The sequence below is a fragment of the Collimonas silvisoli genome (assembly GCF_018305005.1).
Classification (GTDB): domain Bacteria; phylum Pseudomonadota; class Gammaproteobacteria; order Burkholderiales; family Burkholderiaceae_D; genus Collimonas; species Collimonas silvisoli.
Genome location: NZ_JAGQEG010000024.1, coordinates 48,519 through 67,336, shown reverse-complemented (window position 1 = coordinate 67,336; position 18,818 = coordinate 48,519). Strand labels below are relative to the sequence as shown.

13 protein-coding genes are annotated in these 18,818 nt (G+C 57.3%); 12 read left to right on the top strand and 1 reads right to left on the bottom strand.

Annotation, left to right across the window (positions count from 1 at the left end; all coding sequences use genetic code 11):
• From KHU33_RS08820 to KHU33_RS08775, 10 genes are all read left to right on the top strand, one after another.
• On the top strand, positions 1-914 hold a 914-nt coding region (locus KHU33_RS08820; protein WP_211462471.1), incomplete at its 5' end, for a carbohydrate kinase family protein.
• 50 nt (positions 915-964) lie between these two features.
• Positions 965-1,621 carry a hypothetical protein gene (locus tag KHU33_RS08815; protein WP_211462470.1) on the top strand — a complete coding sequence of 219 codons (657 nt, stop codon included), beginning with the start codon at positions 965-967 and terminating at the stop codon, positions 1,619-1,621.
• A gap of 48 nt (positions 1,622-1,669) precedes the next feature.
• Positions 1,670-3,013: an NCS2 family permease gene (locus KHU33_RS08810; RefSeq protein ID WP_211462469.1), complete on the top strand. Its 1,344-nt coding sequence runs from the start codon at positions 1,670-1,672 to the stop codon at positions 3,011-3,013.
• A 22-nt stretch (positions 3,014-3,035) separates the two neighbouring features.
• Positions 3,036-3,449: an ExbD/TolR family protein gene (locus KHU33_RS08805; RefSeq protein ID WP_211462468.1), complete on the top strand. Its 414-nt coding sequence runs from the start codon at positions 3,036-3,038 to the stop codon at positions 3,447-3,449.
• A gap of 3 nt (positions 3,450-3,452) precedes the next feature.
• The gene (locus tag KHU33_RS26680; RefSeq protein WP_211462467.1) at positions 3,453-4,154 is read left to right on the top strand and encodes a TonB family protein; all 702 of its coding nucleotides are present in this window, start codon (positions 3,453-3,455) and stop codon (positions 4,152-4,154) included.
• A gap of 89 nt (positions 4,155-4,243) precedes the next feature.
• Entirely contained in the window at positions 4,244-6,748 is a 2,505-nt protein-coding gene (locus tag KHU33_RS08795; RefSeq protein WP_211462466.1) for a TonB-dependent receptor, read from the top strand.
• 71 nt (positions 6,749-6,819) lie between these two features.
• On the top strand, positions 6,820-7,416 hold the full coding sequence (locus KHU33_RS08790) for a MotA/TolQ/ExbB proton channel family protein (RefSeq protein WP_211462465.1): 597 nt from the start codon (positions 6,820-6,822) through the stop codon (positions 7,414-7,416).
• Positions 7,417-7,501: 85 nt separating this feature from the next.
• Positions 7,502-7,771 (top strand): hypothetical protein, encoded by a 270-nt coding sequence (locus KHU33_RS08785; protein WP_211462464.1) that lies wholly within the window; start codon positions 7,502-7,504, stop codon positions 7,769-7,771.
• An 86-nt stretch (positions 7,772-7,857) separates the two neighbouring features.
• Positions 7,858-8,448 carry an RNA polymerase sigma factor gene (locus KHU33_RS08780; protein WP_211462463.1) on the top strand — a complete coding sequence of 197 codons (591 nt, stop codon included), beginning with the start codon at positions 7,858-7,860 and terminating at the stop codon, positions 8,446-8,448.
• Complete coding sequence (locus KHU33_RS08775; protein ID WP_211462462.1) at positions 8,445-8,723, top strand: zf-HC2 domain-containing protein; 279 nt, start codon at positions 8,445-8,447, stop codon at positions 8,721-8,723. Before KHU33_RS08780 ends, KHU33_RS08775 begins: the two co-directional genes overlap by 4 nt.
• 72 nt (positions 8,724-8,795) lie before the next feature.
• On the opposite strand, the gene KHU33_RS08770 is transcribed toward KHU33_RS08775, so the two are convergent.
• Positions 8,796-9,047: a hypothetical protein gene (locus KHU33_RS08770; RefSeq protein WP_211462461.1), complete on the bottom strand. Its 252-nt coding sequence runs from the start codon at positions 9,045-9,047 to the stop codon at positions 8,796-8,798.
• 458 nt (positions 9,048-9,505) lie between these two features.
• Here KHU33_RS08770 and KHU33_RS08765 point away from each other — a divergent pair, with 458 nt between their 5' ends.
• Both KHU33_RS08765 and KHU33_RS08760 read left to right on the top strand, forming a co-directional pair.
• Positions 9,506-13,897 carry a coiled-coil domain-containing protein gene (locus KHU33_RS08765; RefSeq protein ID WP_211462460.1) on the top strand — a complete coding sequence of 1,464 codons (4,392 nt, stop codon included), beginning with the start codon at positions 9,506-9,508 and terminating at the stop codon, positions 13,895-13,897.
• A 112-nt stretch (positions 13,898-14,009) separates the two neighbouring features.
• Positions 14,010-18,800, top strand: coding sequence for a hypothetical protein (locus tag KHU33_RS08760; protein WP_211462459.1), 4,791 nt, complete (start codon positions 14,010-14,012; stop codon positions 18,798-18,800).
• The last annotated feature ends 18 nt before the right edge of the window (positions 18,801-18,818 follow it).

Genomic DNA, 18,818 nt, shown 5'->3' with positions numbered 1-18,818 from the left:
GATTGCTGGCTTTTGGCGACCCCAACCTGGATACGGTTATCGCGGTCGACGCAGTGCCGAGAGCGGATCAGAAATGCCTCGGACGGCGCCTCGATTCGTTTGCCGGCGGCACCGTCGCCAATGTTGCTTGCGCTGCCAGCCGCTTGCGCATACCCGCAGCAAGCTACGGCCGGACAGGCGACGATCCGGCCGGCGAGTTTTTGCGGGCGGAATTTCAACGCGCCGGCGTATCGACGGCATATCTGCGCAGCATGCCCGGAAAAGCTTCAGCCAATGCGCTGATCATGCTGGATAAATGCGGCGAAAAGGCGGTGGTGTATGAACCCATGCCGGACCCGGTGCTGGACCCGAGAACCATCTTGCAAGCCCTGGCCGACAGCCGTGTGGTGCATGCAATGCCCTACGATCTCGAAGAATTTTTTGAACTAAGCAAATTGGCGCATGGCACCGGCACGGCGGTTTCGATCGACATTGAAACAGCGATGGTGAATGGCCCGGCGCGTCTGGACGCGCTGCTGGCCTTGTCCGATCTCGTGTTCATGAACGAGCGGAGCTTCTCCGACATAGTGAAAAAGCCGCTCACAGCCGCCAACGTTCGCCCATTGCTTGAGCGCGGCCCGGGCGTGATCGTGGTGACGCGCGGGGCCGCCGGCGCCATAGCGGTCAGTCGTAAGCAGACGGTCGAGCAATCCGCTTTTCGGGCGCAAGTCGCCGATACCACCGGCGCCGGCGATTGCTTCAACGGTGCGTTTATCGCCGCGCTGCTGGAAGGCCGGTCGCTGATGCAGGCAGCGCGCTTTGCCTGCGCCGCTGCATGCATTTCGGTGACAGCAGTCGGGGCGCGCTCCGGCTTGCCCGATCGCGAGGCGGTGTCAGCCTTGCTGGCCGCCTCCGATCAAGCGTTCGATTATTGATACGGCTACTCCTAATACTTTATTCAACTTAACCAACTAACGGAATTTTCATGACGTCTATAAAAAAATCTCCAGCTTTCATTACTTTTACGGGAGTGGATCGCGTCGACCTGATACCTGGCATGCAGGCGCTTGCCGCACGTTATCCGGTTGAATGGGGAGTCTTGTTTCAGGACGCGCGCGAAGGTCAGCCAAGATTTCCGACAAGCGATGTGCGGCAAGCCATCCGCTGTTCCGGTTTGCGCCTGTCGGCGCACGTATGCGGCGAGGCTGCGCGCGCGATCGTGGCGGGGCAATCGCCGGAACTCGATCTGGCGGGTTTTTCGCGGATTCAGATCAACCATGGCTTCCTCGGCAGCAGCGATATCGAAATACGGAACAGCCATACCTACGCCGCACGCTACGGCATGCGCGCGGCGCTGCAGTGCCAGGGCGACTTCCCCTCGGATACGCGCGTGGATTGGCTGTACGACTTGTCTTTCGGTACCGGCGTTCAGCCAAAAATATGGCCGCCGCTGGACGCCGACCATCCGCTGTGTGGATATTCGGGCGGCTTTTCCTCTGCCAACATAGCCGCGCTGCTGGAGGCCTTCCCGGTAGCCTCGCAGGTCGCGTACTGGATCGACATGGAGTCCGGCGTGCGTACCGACGATCAATTCGATCTTGAAAAATGCGCGGCGATCTGCCAGCAGGTCTTTGACCGATAAGCCGACCTGCAAGCCATATATATCAATCCTCACCTGGGCGAGAAACCTTTGAAAATTCACCGGCTCCTTGATCGATTTTTTCATCTGCATAGCCGCGGTACGACCGCCGGCCGTGAAATGGTCGCCGGCATGACGACCTTTACCGCGATGAGTTACATCGTCGTCGTCAATCCGATGATCTTATCCGCGACGGGCATGGATAAGCAGGGCTTGCTGCTGGCCACCGTCGTCTCGGCGGTGGTCGGCACCCTGATCATGGCTCTGTGGGCGAATCTGCCGATTGCGCTCGCGCCCGGGATGGGCACCAACATCGTGTTCGCTCAGATACTGGTGGGGCAGATGGGCGTGTCGTGGCAGACCGGGCTGACCATGGTGTTCTTGAATGCCATCATCTTCCTGCTGCTATCGCTGACGCGCTGGCGCGAACGCATCATCGCAGCATTTCCAGAGCCGATAAAACTTGGCATGCAATGTTCTATCGGCGCATTTGTCGCGTATCTGGGACTGAAAAGCGCCGGCCTGGTGGTGTCGGTTCCCGGTTCTATCGCAGGGCTCGGGAATCTCGGCGACCACGCCGCATTGCTGGCGCTGGGCGGCATCGTGGCCACCCCGATGCTGGTCGGGCGGCGGGTTCCGGGCGCGCTGCTGCTGTCGATTATCGCCATCACGGTAGCCGGCTCCTTCATACACGGCGCCGATGGCAAGGTTCTCACGGTGTGGCCGGAGCATATGGTCGCCGTGCCGGCTTTCAAGACTGACCTGATCGGCGCGTTCGATTTCCACGAATTCCTGTCGAAATTCTATTTGCTGTTGCCGGTCACGCTTTATTTTCTGCTGTCGGAATTTTTTGCCGGCACCGCAACCCTGTTTGGGGTAGCAAGGCGCGCCGACTTATTGACTGCATCCGGCAATCTCCCGGACGCGCGGGCAGCGTTTGCATCGGATGCGCTGGCTAGCGTGGTCGGCGCGGCGGTCGGCACCTCCACTGTCACCGCCTATGTCGAATCGGTCGCCGGCGTCGAGGCGGGCGGGCGCACGGGATTGACGGGAGTAACGGTAGCGGTTCTGTTTGCGCTGAGCATATTTTTAGCGCCGTTGATCACGATTGTTCCGGTGCAAGCCACGGCCCCGGTACTGGTGCTGGTCGGATTGCTGATGATGGAGGGATTGCGCGAGATAGACCTGCCGCGTCTTGAAACCAGCCTGCCGCCGCTATTGATGACGCTGGTGACGGTTCTCACCGCCGACCTGATGGTGGGCATGGCGTTTGGCTGCTTTGCGTACACGCTGGCTGCCGCCGCACTGCGCCGGCCGCAAAAGGTGACGGCGGCGGTGCTGGCGCTGGACGCCGTGTTCGTGCTGTACCTGGTTTTACGAAATTCAATCAATTAATCAAATAAAGAGAGCTGCCGCTATGCGTAAATGGGAAGAGCCGGAAAACCGCAAGGCCCGCATCGAGATCATCCCTATGATCGACGTCATGATGTTCCTGCTGGTTTTCTTCGTGCTGTTGAGCTTAAACGTGATCCCGGCCCTGGGCGTGAAGACAGCGCTGCCGTCGTCATCGACCGCCAAGGATCTGCAGACCCAGAATCTGGCCCGCATCACCCTGACCGCGTCCGCTGAAATGCAGTTGGAAGGCCAGGCGGTTACTGCCGAAAACCTGGTTTCACGCCTGAAATCGATGGAGGCGAAAGAACCCAAAAAGAAGCTGGTGCTGCTCGTCAATGCCGATCAAAAGGTCGAATTCCAGCATGTCATAGATCTGATGGATACCCTCAAGGGCAAGGGTTTTGAAGCGATCTCATTTGTGACAAAACGGAAGTAAGCCATGTCCATGTTTTACGCCAACCGGAATATGATCGCAGCCTTGCCCTCGGTCTCGCTGATGGTCTTTCTGCTATTTGGGATGATCAGCAGCGTGCGCCCGCTTAAACCGAAATACGACGAGCCGATCAAGCTGGAAATGGTCGAAATGCCGGCGCCGGCGCCGATGCCGGTATCGCCAAAGACGGAAACGAAACAGGAAGCGGCGGCGCCGCAACGGCCGCAGCCGCCCCTGCCGCCGCAGCCACTAAGGCAAGCCCCGTCGGAACTAGCGCATACCCCGCAGCCGCCAACGCCGGCGAGCCCGGTTGCGGCGCCAGCGCTGCAACCGCCAACTGCGCCCGCCGAGCCGGCCTCGCCTTCAAAGCCGTCTGAGCCGGCGCCGGTTGCCGCCGCCAAGCCGAACGTCGACGGCGAGTACATCGCACGGATCCGAAGCTACCTGAATTCGATAAAGCGCTATCCGAGCGGTCGTGAGGCGAGCCAGCTGCGGCCCGAAGGGACGGTGAAGATCTGGTTCGTGTTACGGCGCGACGGATCTCTGGCGGATAGCGGCATTGAACAATCATCGAACTCGACATTACTCGATGAAGCGGCACGCAAGACTGTCGGCAGAGCGACGTTCCCCGGCTTTCCGGAGCAGTTCATGGCGGATCAGGAGACGCATCGTTTTAGCGTGGATTTACAGTTCAGACCGGCTAATTGACGATGCAAATTCAAGCACGCAAATGCAATACATAACCGAATAACCGAAATATCAAAGCAGTTCATCGAACGTAATTAAGGGGGAGTTAAATGAAATTCAAAGTCAACCGGCTGGCGCTGATCGTGTCTAGCCTTTTCTTGAGCAACATGCCGGCTGTCCAGGCAGCCGACACCACCGATCTGGGACAAATCAATGTGCAGGGCCTTCCTGGCGGTACCAGTACCGGCTTGATACAGCAAGAGGAGTCGCCGAAAGCGCGCAGTTCGGTGACCGCGGCGGCGATTGAAAAAAAGGCGCCGACCTCGACCGCATTTCAGATGATCGAAGCTCTGCCGGGTGTGTCGACCTTCGACCAGGATGGCACCGGCTTGTTCGGCGGCACACTGCGGGTACGCGGATTCAACAGCAACCAGATGGGCCTGACGCTGGATGGCGTGCCGTTGAACGATTCGCTCAACTATACGATCAATATCCAGGAATTTGCCGATCCGGAAAACACCTGCGAAGTTTTCCTTACCCAAGGCAGCACTGACATCGACGCACCGCATGTCGGCGCCAGCGGCGGAAATATCGGCATTTCGACCTGCGATCCGAAAGACACGCTGGGCGGCAAGGTTGCATACGCCGTAGGCAGCAATAGTTATCACAAGGAGTTTGTCCGCTTCGATTCCGGGCGCTTCATGAACGATCGCGCCAAATTCTTTCTTTCGCTGTCGCAAGCCGGCGCCGATAAATTCAAGGGCGACGGCAAGGCCGACCGCGAGCATCTTGACGCCAAGGCAGTGTTTAATTTCGATGGCGGCAGCTTTTCGAAGCTCACCGCTCTCTACAATAAAATGAACAACGCGAATTATCGTACCGTCAGCAAAAACGATATTGCCAACGGCGGTTACGACCTCGATTTCGGTACGCGTGCGCCGGTGCATCAGCCTGCGGTGGCCGGAACCACCCAAAACGACACGACCTATGCGCCCAATGCCGGTATCTTCGGTGCCTCCGGCGCACAGTACGCCGGTTTCAACAACAACCCGTTCGAGAATTACCAGATAGCTCTGCAGAATCACTGGCAAATTTCTTCCAAGGCGAGCATCGATGTGAATCCTTACTACATTTACGGTTACGGCACTGGCGGCAACCAGTTGACTACCGTGACGGAGTCCAAGGCAAGCACCGCATTGCACGGCGGCATCCGCGACGCCAACGGCGACGGCGACACCCGCGACACGGTTGCCATGTATGGCAGCAACGTCAGCGAGACCGAGCGCTGGGGCGTTACCGCCAAGGCCAACTACCAGATCGACAACCACAATGTGAGCGGCGGCATCTGGTTCGACAGGGGCACTTCCAAGCAATACAGCCCGGTGGTAGCGATTGACAATAATGGCAACTCCGCCGACTACTGGCTCAGGAACAGTTCCGCCTATTTGCAATATCAGGACGGCACGCCATATAACGCCTCAAGAAACTGGAAGACCAACGTCGATGCGCATACCTTGTTCCTGCAGGATAGCTTCGGCCTGCTCAACGATAAATTGAATGTATTGCTAGGCTTGAAACGTCAGACCGTGACGCGCGACTTTAACAACTATGCCAGCGGATCGGGCGTCAATGCCAATGGCGCGAACTACAGCGAGCATCAGGATTTCTCGGACAACCTGGCTAACCTCGGCCTGCGCTATCAGTTCACGGACAAGCAGTCGGCGTTTTTCAACGCCGGCCAGAACGCCCGCGCTCCCGAAAATAGTGCGAACACGGGATTGGCGCAATTGACGGGCAAGAACTATTCAACCTCGATCGTCAACGGCGTAATGGTGGCCAAAGATGCTGCCGGCAATATCATTCCGGTCAACATCCTGGCGGTGAACGTCAAGCCTGAAAAATCCAACAACTTCGATTTAGGCTATCGCTTCGCCGGCGAACAACTGACATTCTCCGGTTCCGCGTTCTATGTCGATTTTAAAGATCGTCTTTCCAGCCAATACGATCCCAGCACCAATCTGACCACCCAATTCAACGTCGGAAAATCCAGAACCGTCGGGCTTGAACTGGAAGCGGGTTACAAGGTGAACAGCAACTGGAACGTATACAGTTCGCTGACGCGCACGGAGTCGACGATGCTGGAAGACAAGGTCTTCGCCAAAACCACCAACGGCGGTTCGGCCGCATTGCCGACCTCGGGAAAACAAATGCCGGATACGCCGAAATGGCTGGCGTCGCTCTCCCTGCAGTACACCTACGGATCGTTTTATTCGTCGATCCAGGGGCGCTATGTCGGCGCTCGCTATACCTCGCTGGTCAATGACGATCAGGTCGGCGGCTACACCTTATACGATATCGGCGCCGGCTATCGCTTTGCACCAACTGCTTTCATGAAGACGCCGACGATTCGCCTGACGGTATCCAATCTGTTCAGCAAGCAATACCTGAGCATGACCGGGACCAGTGGCTCGTCGTTTACCAGCAACGTGAATCCGGTAGTGACAGCGCAAGGCACCGTCGCCGGAAACATATCAGCATCCGGCAATCCGACTTCGCCGTCGTTTTATACCGGCGCGCCACGCAGCTTGCAAATTGCTTTAAGCACGGATTTTTAATCCAGGAGCGCAATCTTGTTGCAACCGGGTGCCGCACCCTATGCGGCATATCATCTTGACCAGGTACCCATATGAACTACATTGAGCTATTCCATAGTCTGACGTTTTATGCGATGTACGGCGCCGCTGCGCTTGCCGTATTTGTCATCATTGAACGGCAAATTTTTTACATGACCGGCAGACGCGATGCCAGCGCCATCCTGCGTCTTATGGCCGGTTCTGCCAACGATGCAACGCGGATCCCGGCCGCGTTTCTGAAGCGCAAATCGACACCTGCGCAGCTGCTGCGTGAAGCACTGCAGTCACGCGATGCGAAGCTTGCCCCGGCTCGCCTGGAAGATCTTTCGGAAGCCATTTATCTGTCAAGCAGATCGCAGGTAATCGCCCGCTTATGGATATTGGATACGATTGTGACAGCGGCGCCGCTGCTGGGACTGGTTGGCACCATTCTCGGGATTATCGATACGTTTGCGGTGTTGGCTTCATCCGGCATTTCGGACCCATCCGGCGTATCCAAGGGGATCGGCACTGCGCTCTATGCGACCGCCTTGGGGATATCGATAGCGCTGTTCGGCTTGCTTTTTTATAATTTCCTGCGCGAATGCTCGGACCGCTTGAACGATCAACTGAAAGAGCTGTTGCTGAGAATTACCGATCCGTCGCACTGAAATCCGGCGTTCATTGCCGCCGGTCTGTTGCGGCGCCGCCCAAAGGTACAACACAGGTGCAGACCGGCGAATTTCCGGACCGGTTTTGCGCATCGATGTCGTCGACAGTCCGCACCCGGAGATGTCGCTAGTCGTGCGCGATCCGGTGCGGCGCTTTTACCAAAATCAAAAAAAAATCAATGACGGTAAGAGCGACAAAGCTGCGGTCTGTTCCGGCGCCGAACTTTCACTTCGACCACCTGCCATTAAATATTTCGCCGGCGTGGGGCCGGTCGCCCGTGCAACCGGGTGCGGCCGGCGTCCCGGAGCGATCGTAGCCATTTATCGGACCGCTGATATCGGATCGCTGATCTGATCTTGCTAAGGAGTCGAAACATTCTTTGAGAGAGCCGGGTTTCTTCTTCTCATATCCGTAATCCAGTCTAACTACATTCGATGGCCATGACACTAATCTCTAATAATTTGACGCGCCAGCCAGAGCAAGCGGATAATGACGACGTTGGTTCGCTTGTCCGCATCGCTGCCGGGGACCGGCAATCCTTATCGTCGCTATACCTGAAGTATCATCGTAGGTTAAGTCGCTTCCTCGGGCGGGTGACGTATTGTGAAGATGCGATTGAGGAAGCCATTAACGATACGTTCCTGATCGTCTGGCAAAAGGCCCGTGAATTTCGCGGGGAGGCGCTGGTGTCGACCTGGATCATGGGAATCGCTTACCGCACTGCGCTCAAGTCGCTGCGTAGAACGGGGCAGGCCCGGTGGGAAAAAACAGCGCCAGGCGGCGATTTGTCAATCACTTCTCCTTTCGACGACCATGAAGTGCTCGACTGGGTCGCCAAAGGGCTCATCCTCTTGCCGATCGATCAGCGAGTGACGTTGGAGTTGGCGTACTGGATGGGGCACTCGCTGGAAGAGATCGCCGAGATCATGGAGTGTCCGGTCAGCACAATAAAAGCAAGGATGTTTCGCGCCCGCGTCACGCTGCGCAGCACCTTGCCGAAACTGGGAGGTCTTTTGGAGAAAAAACATTGAGCGATTCGACCGATGTCAATGCTTGTCACAGGGAAGTGCTGGAGCTATTGCCTTGGGTAATCAATGGACGCGCATCCGTTGAGGAGCGCAGCATGGTCGAAGTGCATTTACGAGAGTGCGAAGATTGCCGGACAGAATACCAATTTCAGAGTGCGCTGTTTGCGAAGATGAACAATGGCCAGGTCCTGGAGCCTGATGCGGCACGGGGCCTTGAACGTTTTTGGGAGCGCATCGACCAAGCTGCACGCGCCACTATTCCGGCACTCCCGAGGTAATGCATCCCGATGCGTAGAACGCATTTCATCAATAAACCCCGTGCAAAACAACCCGATGCACGGGGCATTCCTTCAGTGACGAACAAAGTCGATCAGCTCCAGGTTGGGTTCCCTGACGCCTAAATGACGTAGCATCGTCAGTTCGTCGCAGGTCAGCGGCCCGATCTGGAAATACGGTCCGCCGTGCAGATGGACGCCGCTCAATTTGGTATGAATCGCGCAGTCGTTGATCGGGATTTCAATTGCGCCGGCGCCGGGCTTGGATACCTTCAAAATATTGCCCGACAGCGTCGCGAAAAGAGCATTGGTGTGATTTGCGTGCATGATTATCCTCTGGTTACGTTATGTCTCGGTTGCCAAGCCAACCTGGCTATTGCTCCAGGACTTCGCAGAGCTTTTCGGCTTTCCAACAACCTCGCACGGTAAATGTTCACTCTTTTTTCTTCCCGCGATCTCAGTTCTGCCGAATCCTTATTGCGGGATACGAAGCCTTCCCATTTTTGCCGATTGCGGCTGTGCGCCTGATTCTCGCCTCCAATGCAAATCTCGATTTTGCGATCATTGCAGTATAGCTTCAGCACTGGCTGCAGATCCGGGGGCGGCGCGCACGAGGCAGGATTTGAAGCTGCCGCGCATGCCAATCGGTTCGCGCGTTGACCATATTTTTCGCTCATCGGAAGACAGGTCGACTACATGAAGGTAGGTTTTCTATAAGGAGTTGGAGAAGAGCACTGCGGGCGCCGCGCATGCTCATAAATTTCAAAAATCGGAAGGGGGTTGGTATGCCTGCATTTACTGTCGTTACACAGAAATCAATCTCCCCAACGACCGACTCTCCTGCCTCGCCGGATAGAACAGCGACAACAGAATCGGCGAGCGCGAAAAACTCCAGCGCAAGGAGAAATTCGTCGAGTTCTTTCTTCGCGCCGCTAAAAAGCATCCGTAGCGCTTATCGTGCCGGAGTCAAGACAATCATGGGGCGGCCAGTTAGCGTTGGCGGCCCTTTACCTGGCACCTCTGTGGCATTGGAACGCCCGTCCAGAACTCAGCTCAATAAGAAACCCGAGCAAGCTTCTTCATCCGAACCTCAGGATATTCCAAGCAAGTTTGACGACATTGCCCAGCAAGCGAGGTCCTTGCAGAAACGTCTGACGCAACCATCCCACAGCTTATCGGATAGACCGGGTGGTCCGACTACCGCCTGGGAAAAATTAGTCGAATGCTTCCCTGTGCTCCAGCCGCATGCAGTGCCGAAAATGCAGACGCTCCAGGCAAAACCCCTGAAGCAAACCAATTCTTCAAGTGTGTTGACGACTGAAGAAGCCGAATCCATCAAAACCCGTTTAGCGCAAAACTTGCAAGAACTTGGACAGGAATACCAGGAGGCACGCCAGGACTGGCAAGCGCAGGCAAATGAGCATCAGCAATTGAAGGCGCAGCGTGAAGCGCTCGAAGAGAAGATTGCCATGCTGACCCCCTTGAGTGAAAAAGCCGGGCAGGACATAGACAACATCCAAAGCCGGGTAACGGCCGCGCAGCACGCGCCAAGCTTTTCCCCGCAACGGCTGGAGGCGGTAAGCCTGAGACATGAAGCCGAGCGCCTGGAAGCGCAGCTTCAGCAATGCCGATTGCAGCAATCATCCCACAGCAGGCGCTTGGCGCCATTGCTGCAGAGAGAACAAACTGCAGCAGACGCAAGCTCGCAAGCTGAAAAAAGGATGCTGCACGCAGCCTCGCGCCTGCATGCGCTGGTGACGCCCAGTGAGGCAAATGACATAGCTGGAGCTGTGCTGGCGTCAGACATCACTGTCAAGCACCTGGACTTTACCCAGGCGGAATTGGGCCGGCTAAGCGATATTTCCCAGGGACTGCTTAAGCAATGCGAGACTGACAAGGCCAGTCTGGAACCTGCTCTTGGAGCGCTGGTAGAGGCGCATCAGCATATATGTGAAAACCTGCAATTGGTGCAGACTGAATGTGCCGTGCAACAGCATACTCACGCCTCCCTCAAGAACGACCTAAGCTTGGTACTCGGGCACAAAAGCGCTTTACAACATCGTTTGACGGCAATTTCCGGGCAGCCTGAGGCCAATGCCGATGAACTGAGCTCTATCCAGGCCGAGTGCGCCCATTTCGGGCAGCTGGAAGAGGCCCTTAACGGCTTGATTGCAGAAATCGGAACGCTTGTCACCGCTGCGGAAGCCCGAGTTGAGCATATGGTCGGCGATGCTGAACGGGTTCTTGGACAACTGGATATGGTGATGCGCGGCCTTCACACTGCGCAGGCTGGCATCCAGGGGGCTGAAAAAGCCCAGGAAGCGCTGACGTCAGCCAAGGCTGTTGTTGAGGAACGGCTTGGCGTCACGGCCACCGAGAACCAGAAAATCCATTCGATATCGGATGATGTGAGCTCAGAGTCAGTCGTCAAATTGCTGCTGCACCCGCCAGGCTTCGGAGCCTCGGAATCGCTTCGGGCTTTAAGCCGGGAATTGAATATCGCAATGCATGCGATACCGGCGAATTCAGCAGCCGACGCTCTGCCGAAGACGGATATTGCCGAAAGCCTTTCGTATGCCTTGGCGATAGTGAGCGGCGGCGATGCCCAACGCGCCACCGTGCTGTTGCGGGAATTGAGAGCACGCCCCACCTTGTCCATGGTCATGCGGGAAGATGGCGGGGGAGCGTCTAGCTCATCGTCGGGGGAAGCCCCGGCCGATATCAAGGCATTATTCCACCTGATGGCCGCCATGCCGCGTGGGGTCGAAGTATTGCAATCGCTAGGCAATAACGCTGGTGAACCTATTTCCGGCAAACAGCTGGTTGCGCTGCGGGTGTATTGGCAAGCCGACATGGCAATTTCCCAGTCGAAGCCGGCGCCAGTCGTTGCATGGCTGAATGACGCCAAGCTGGTAGCTGCGGATAGATTGCACCTGGATACCGGCACGAATCTGGACCAGCATTTGTCTGAACGGTTCGGCGAGCGCCAGCTCGGCGCTTACAATGCGGTCCGAAACGGCTATGTCAGCAACGCGCCTGGCTCGCCCTACGATGCCCGTGACAAGGAGTTGCGCAAAGTCGGCGAAGAATGGATGCAACGCAGGCTGAGCCGCTATGGCGAAGGCTTGCTGCGGGGGCTAAACCCAGCTAGCGCAAAAACACCGTTTACATCTCACGCTCTGGCAGGTACGGCAAAGATGGCCGACCGTTTCGGCATCACGACTCATGCGACCAAGGCCGCTGCGGCAATCTCGGCTGCAGCTGCGTCATTAGGCGAAGCTGCCAAAGGCTTGCCGATGAGCGCCCAACATGGCGATGAACAAGTTTATTGTCTGGCTGTGACGGCTTTGTGCGAATACATAAGGGAAAACTTCGCCGAGCTTCGCGCGTTGACACCGGCGGATTTCGACGCAATCAGAAAACGCTTCAATCATGCGCTGCCAACACCCGCCGCCGGCAGAACGGCGAACAAGCAAGCTCTGCCTGAATCGTTGGAGGAATTTGCCGCGGAAGCCAATGCCATGGCACGTAGCAGCAGCTCCTTTCCTTTGCGGCGTAAAGCCAATATCGGCGTTAGCGCAGAATCTGTCTTGCGCGATGTGTCAGAGCAATTTCTGCAAAGGAATGCCGAACACTTGAGTCCGGAACAGATTGATTCCATCGTGGGAGGGCTTGGTTTGGACGCAGCAGAGGTTCAGGATAATTTCCGCCTTTCACACATTTCGCGTTATGGCCAAGGCCAGAAATTACGCCTCGACGATAACCAGGACTTGGTCCAGTTTTACAGGCCGATGTTCGCGCAATGGGGGCTGCGCAATAAATTAAAGACATCAAATGGCGGGACTCTAGGAGTAGGCCTGCCTCTACTGCCTTATATATCCCCCAAGATTGTCACCCCTTTGCTAACTGCCGGCTACTCTCAGAAACAGGAAGCCTTTGTTCAATTCTTCCAGCCTCTTCTTGGATTCGAGATGATGGTGGGTGAGAGCAAGAGCAAAACCATGGAAGGCAGCATGGGTGTTGCAGTCGGCAAGACGCGTGGCAAGCATCTCTTTGCCGGAGGAACTGCGACGATTGCTGCGACTCACGAGCGCATGAAGATGAATGGCACTGTTGTACGTTTTCTGCGTGCACGGGGCCAGGATGAGGCGCAGCGCCAGAATATGCTGAAGGCATGGGAGTCCACTGTGTTGTGGAAGGACCTGAAGCCCACGAAAAGCGACGCAGGTTTCTCCGGGCCGATGGAGGCCATCCTTTCTCGACTGCCTGACGCGGTGGTTACCGGATTTGACGCCGGATCTATCGCAACCCAGGGCGAGGCGAGAGCAAGTGCCGGGGCCCGGCTTCAAACCAAACCAGATAGCCGTGGTGCTGAATTCGGCCTGGGCGCGATATTGACCGCCAAGGCGAAAGCGCAAAGGGCGTTCGAGTACCGGACGGAAGACAAAGCGGCGGTATATGTGGTGTCCGACAAATCAAGTACAGGCAAGCAAACCGCCGCCGCTTCACTGGACGTGCAGTTGCCGCTACCGCGCAATGCAAGAGCGCTTCCCCTGGCGCACGGCAAGAGCGGCGCATTGGGCGGAGGCAGCGTACCCGTTGATTTTTCGTTTGAAAGGGAGTTTGCCCAGCATCTGCAGAAACATGGATTGTCGCCGTTCCGCATCAATGACAAGCAGGATGGCGACCTTGATCGGCACTACTTTGGCGCCAAGGAGATGCTGGCGGAAATTTCTGCAAACCGCGACCAATGGTGCGCTCGTGCCTTGGAGACGCTGCCGGAAGTCAACGGGACCAAGGACACGCCGGAAAATCGTGCCGAGTCTCAGAGACTGCTCGCCCAGTTTGAAAAGGATATCGTGGCCTTGGAAGCAGAGGGCAAGTATTGCCAGTTCAACGTCAATTACTCAATGCGGCCGCAGGCATCCGGACGCATCGATGGCGCACGGCTGGTCGGCGGGCTGGCTGAAACTCTTGGCGATGCGGGCCGAGTGAACGAAAAAGTAAAACTGGCTGATGCCGTTTTGCAGCAACCGGCTACGTGGCGCCCACTCATGCTGATCGTCCGGGAAAGGGGCAAGGAGGCAACAAATCTTGGCCTCAACTATGGATTGCGAGTGCAAAGTGTCGCTACGGTTGACGGACAACGCACTGCGGCTCAATTTCCTCTAGCGTAGCCGAACCGCCGTCGACCGGTTCATTGAGCGCTCAGCGTCCAGACGCGCGCAGAAGACGCTTACCGGCAGCATGTAGTTTCGCTGGCAGATAACTGCCTTCGTTGCGATCATCATGCGTACGCGGCGCGTAAAGCTAGAGTTCATCAATCCGATTAACTATGTCTGGGGCGTGACCAAAAGCCGCGTCTTCACTTTACTCATGACCATCGATCGAATCCGTTCCCCAACGCCTTTGCTGCTTGCCGAAGCTACCCCCAGCCCCGATGTGCGATCTGAGGCCGGGACGAGCAGGGCCCGTGAGCGCGCATCCGAATCGGCGGCAAGCGCAACCGGTTTGCCGGCCGGCTATCTCCAGCGAAGTGTCACGGCTATCTCCTCTTTTGCGCCGCGCAGCCACCTGAGGGCGCTTTCAAACGGCGGCTGGAACGCAGTCGCGCAGAGTGGCCAGACGCTTGACGCCGCCTACCATTCGATCGCCAATTTCGCCAGTTCCATCTTCACCAGGTTTACGGCCGCTCCCGCTGTCTTGGATGCAATGCCGACCGCATTGGACCAAGAGAAAAGCGATCACAGCGTTACGCAGGCCCGGTTTGATCAATTCATGAGCAAGCATCAGGCAGTGTTTTCGCCATCCGCCTCTGCCGGACGGGATTTGCGCAGCCTCAATGACGCCGCCGGCGTGCTGATGATCCCGGCAAGGGACGGCAGATTTACCGTGATGGAAAGGCTGAAAGTGGTGGCTGACACCGTGCGCGTCAGCAATACCGGGACCGAGCAGCGCCTATTTGTAGTGGGCTACGGCGGCCGGCCTGTCAAACTGGATGAGCTGGATCTCGCGCTGGAAGAAATCAACGCAGCGCCGGGCGCCGCCGTCAAGGGCAAGGGAAAAGCTCCGGTCACCGAAATGGAAACACCCTTGCGCAGCGCTATCATGGCTCTGTCCGAGCGTTCGCCGCTGTCGACTCGCAGAGACCGCAAGGAATCCGACGACAAGTTCATGCTCCTGCCGCCGAATCCTTCGCCGCTGCCGCGCAGAAGCACCTGGGCCAATGCCGAGCATGCAATGCCGCACGGCGTCGGGACGCGCGATGGGGACGGGTTTTTCCCCATCTATATGGACCACAACAAGATTGAAAACCATTTGCTGATCTTCAAGAAAGAAAAGCAGGTAACGCCCGGCAAGAACGAAGCCGGTCATCCGACTTCGGTCAACATGGATGGCGCGGTGCTGGCCGACATTCAAGGTATCAAACGCATCGAAGTGATGGGGCCGGCCGGGCAGGAAATGGGCGTCAAGGGCGCCAAGCTGCGCAGCTGGGTCGATCTGGAACGAGGCCGTGCGCCGCGCGCGGATGTCACGCTGCATATCACCACGGAAGATGAGGCCGTGCATCGGCTTGTTCTCGGCGACAACGGCATCAAGATGTCGCTCATCAACCCGCAGCCGGCGCTTTTAGGCCATTCGTCGGGCAGGGCGTTCGGCCTGGATGAGACGGTGCATGCACGGGTCGATGTCGATGTTTATTCGTATCAGGGCCGCGATACCGGCAAGACCGGCAGCAAGGACGGTTTTCCCGATTCGGAATTGATCTTGTCGACCGGCGACAAACTCAAGGCCGGGCCTTTGCTGAAAGGACCTCCTGCTGCCGCATTGGCGTCTGCCGCCGGCGGCATCAGGCGGTTTACCGGCGACACCGTCGCCGACGCTGCGACCGCTGCAACCGAGGTGCTGGCGGGACATGGGCAATCATTGGCCAAACTGATGCTAGGAGCGGCAACGATGGCGCCGACGCTGGCTGGCGGCAGGGGCGCTGTCACTTATACCTTGAACCTGGCGACCAAATCCTTTGTCACTGCCGCCGTTGTGGTCGGACTCAACGATGCGCTGAAATTCTACAAACACTCGCCGAATGGCGCCATCGCAGGCGGTTCGCACGGTTTCAGCGCGGCCGGCGGACAAAGCGTCAACCCTGAAGTGCTGTTTTGTGCGATCACCTCGATGGTCGTGGTGCAGGAGGCGCTAACCCACGTTTTTTCTTTCGTCAGCAAATTTGTTCCGGCGCAAACCAAGGACCGCGAAACCAAGGCCTCCGTTCTGCTCAATGATTTGCTGGTGCCCGCCATTCCAGAGTTCACCCGCCTGGTCAGCAATCTCCTGGTGCAGAAAGGCTTCGGCTTCAACCGCGGCAGCAAGGCAGACGTCGCCGGACTGCTGGCCGCCTCGCTGGTCAACGCCGGTATCGACCAGTTGTGGAAAAATCGCGTCGGCGAAGAAGAAAACCATCCGGCCGCGCACAGTGCAAGAGCCATTGTGCGTTTCATCAACGACGTGACGTTCCGCTCTTTGGGCAATACTTATAATTCGACGAAATTCAATCCGGATACGGTGGTTGCCGACTATCGCGAAGCTATCGTGACGCGCCTGGCAACCCGCAGCCTGGACAAGCTGGTGCTGCCCATCGTGGCAACGGTGCTCAATAGCCTGGGCATCGTGGGGCGCAACGCCGGCGCCTATGACGGCCAGATCGAGCGCGAACGGGGGTTCAATAATGCCATTTCAGTGCTGCTTGGCTTTGCCAACGACGTCGCCGCCATCGGCGACCGGATGGGCGCCCATTTTGGCGACGTCAAGAAGATTCGCGACGCCATTTTTTCCGTTACCGACAGCCTCGAACAAGTCAAGCAGTGGAGCAACCGCATCATGCTCAAGCCAAAAGGACGGATAGATGGCGAAATCAAGGCCGTGCAGGACGCCATCGAGTTTCACGAGATGGAGCCGCAGCAGCAACAGGAATATCTGGGGCAGCTGGAACAGACGATGACAGAGATGGTTGCCAACCTGACCGCGCAGGCAGCCTCTAGCAGCAGCCAGCCTGGACCCGGCAATATGCCGACGGCGCAACCGGTGCAAAACAATCGCAGTCAATTGCCTCCAAAGTCGGCAGCCTACATGGCCCGGCTGGACCAGGATCACGCGCTGTACATGCAACAGGCGACCAAGGATACGCCGGGTTACAGCGCTTATCCGGTCAATGTCAGCTTCGACGGCAAGGCCCATCCGGCGGGCGCCACCGCAGCGCCGTTCGGCCTGAGCGACTCGGCGAAGATTCCCAAGACGCTCACCACCTGGAGCTGGAATGCGCAAGCCTACGCCTTGCCGACGCACGAAGCGATGTTGAAAGGCCCGGGACTTGATTCCATGCGCATGTCCAAGCCGGACCTGTCCCAGGAGCTGCAGAAAAACATCATCCAGGCAGTACGCGACTACACCATCGAATCACAATATTTTCATTATCCGCTGCGCTGGGAAACCACCGGCCAGGCCAAGCATCAGCAGGTGGTGCCGGGCATCGACTTTGTCTACAACATCATGAACAAGCCGGGCAATATCGATGGTCCGTCAGAGAGTCATCGCATGGGCGGGGAAGAGCATTTCGATCCGATCGAGGCGATCCATATCAATCTGGGCGCATTGCATTCAAAAAAATTTCCCGCCATCGTGCAGCGTGCCGTGGTTACCGAAGCTCCCTACGTCGAACGCAAAACTGCAGATACCCCGGATTGGCATGTTGCTACCGGCGACGTCGCCACGCTGACCGAAATATTGTCGGCCTCGATGTCGAGCCGCCTGGCAGCGGCATTCGGACAAGCGCTTGGCTTTGGCGCCGCGCCAAAAGCACAAAATCAGCGCCTGGTGATGCGTCAGCAAACGGCCCTGAATATTTCCGCGGAATCCGATCTGGGACAAGCCGAAGTGATTGTCTTGCCAGGCGCTCTGTACAGCATCCGGCATGTCGACAAGTCGCCGCCTAAACCGCAACTCCAGCCTGGCGAATCGCAGGATCTGAAAAAAGACATCGGCCAGGTGGTGTACATGGACAGCATCGATACCGGGAAACTGGAAAAAAGATATTGCGATTTTCTTGAGGGAAAATTAACTGAAGCCGATGACGGCGCCTCAATGGTTCATCCTGAATCCGGGCATTTCCACACTTACGATGCCCCAAGCAGGCAAGCCGTCTATGTCGCACCGACCAAGAATTATTTTCTTGGCAAACCTCTCGAAACTTCGTCACCGAGCACCCAGCATGCACGCTGGCGACACCCGTATACCTCGGATTTCTCGCCGCGCACCACCAAGGACGCGATCCATGCCGCGATCTTGCGCGGCGATCCCATCGTAGCGCATCTGGATGACGCCACCAAGAATATCCACCACGAGCATTTCCGGCTGCTCAACGGGTACTACGAAACGCCAACCGGCGTCCGTGAAGTGGAGCGCAAGGCTGCCGTCCGCAAACAGGCAGCCGATATTTCTGCGGCCTTTCCTGACCGGTCCGACCAGATCCTGACGGCCGTCGACGGCATGCCAGGCGAAATGCTTGCCTGGACCGCCGCCAGCATGTTGCGCAAGCCGATCAGCATGGTCAGGATCAGAGGCGGGGTCGAGCCCGGACATGAAATTGATATGGATAGCCGGATCGACATAAACAAGACTTACGACAAAGTGTCGCTGCATGCAGAGCCGGCTGTAATGATAGGCGTCGGGGACGATGGGTTTTATGCGATTCGCAACCAGGACGGCAAGCATACGGCGCTTAAAATGGATGTCAGCGGAGAGGGACACAGCGCCGGCAATCTATTGCATGTATTTCACCGTGCCGCCTATGCCGACGACCGGCAATACAAGCTGGCGACCAAGGCAGATGGCAGCAGCCACCTGTCGGCTGGCAAGGCAGAGAAAAACACGGTTGACCGGTTGCTGACCAAACTCAAGGGTTTTGCGCAAACCTCGTCCTACATGGTGTGGGAACAAGCGTTGGTGGACAAATTCGCGGCGCTAGGCGGCAATCCCGCTGCGCCGGCGGACAATATGACAGCGTCAGGAAAGCAGAAAGCATGATGCGGCCATGCGCATGTT

Coding starts and splice junctions, on each gene's coding strand:
- KHU33_RS08815 (WP_211462470.1), top strand. CDS start 965: ATGACGTCTATAAAAAAATCTCCAGCTTTCATTACTTTTACGGGAGTG.
- KHU33_RS08805 (WP_211462468.1), top strand. CDS start 3,036: ATGCGTAAATGGGAAGAGCCGGAAAACCGCAAGGCCCGCATCGAGATC.
- KHU33_RS26680 (WP_211462467.1), top strand. CDS start 3,453: ATGTCCATGTTTTACGCCAACCGGAATATGATCGCAGCCTTGCCCTCG.
- KHU33_RS08795 (WP_211462466.1), top strand. CDS start 4,244: ATGAAATTCAAAGTCAACCGGCTGGCGCTGATCGTGTCTAGCCTTTTC.
- KHU33_RS08790 (WP_211462465.1), top strand. CDS start 6,820: ATGAACTACATTGAGCTATTCCATAGTCTGACGTTTTATGCGATGTAC.
- KHU33_RS08780 (WP_211462463.1), top strand. CDS start 7,858: ATGACACTAATCTCTAATAATTTGACGCGCCAGCCAGAGCAAGCGGAT.
- KHU33_RS08770 (WP_211462461.1), bottom strand. CDS start 9,047: ATGCACGCAAATCACACCAATGCTCTTTTCGCGACGCTGTCGGGCAAT.
- KHU33_RS08765 (WP_211462460.1), top strand. CDS start 9,506: ATGCCTGCATTTACTGTCGTTACACAGAAATCAATCTCCCCAACGACC.
- KHU33_RS08760 (WP_211462459.1), top strand. CDS start 14,010: ATGCGTACGCGGCGCGTAAAGCTAGAGTTCATCAATCCGATTAACTAT.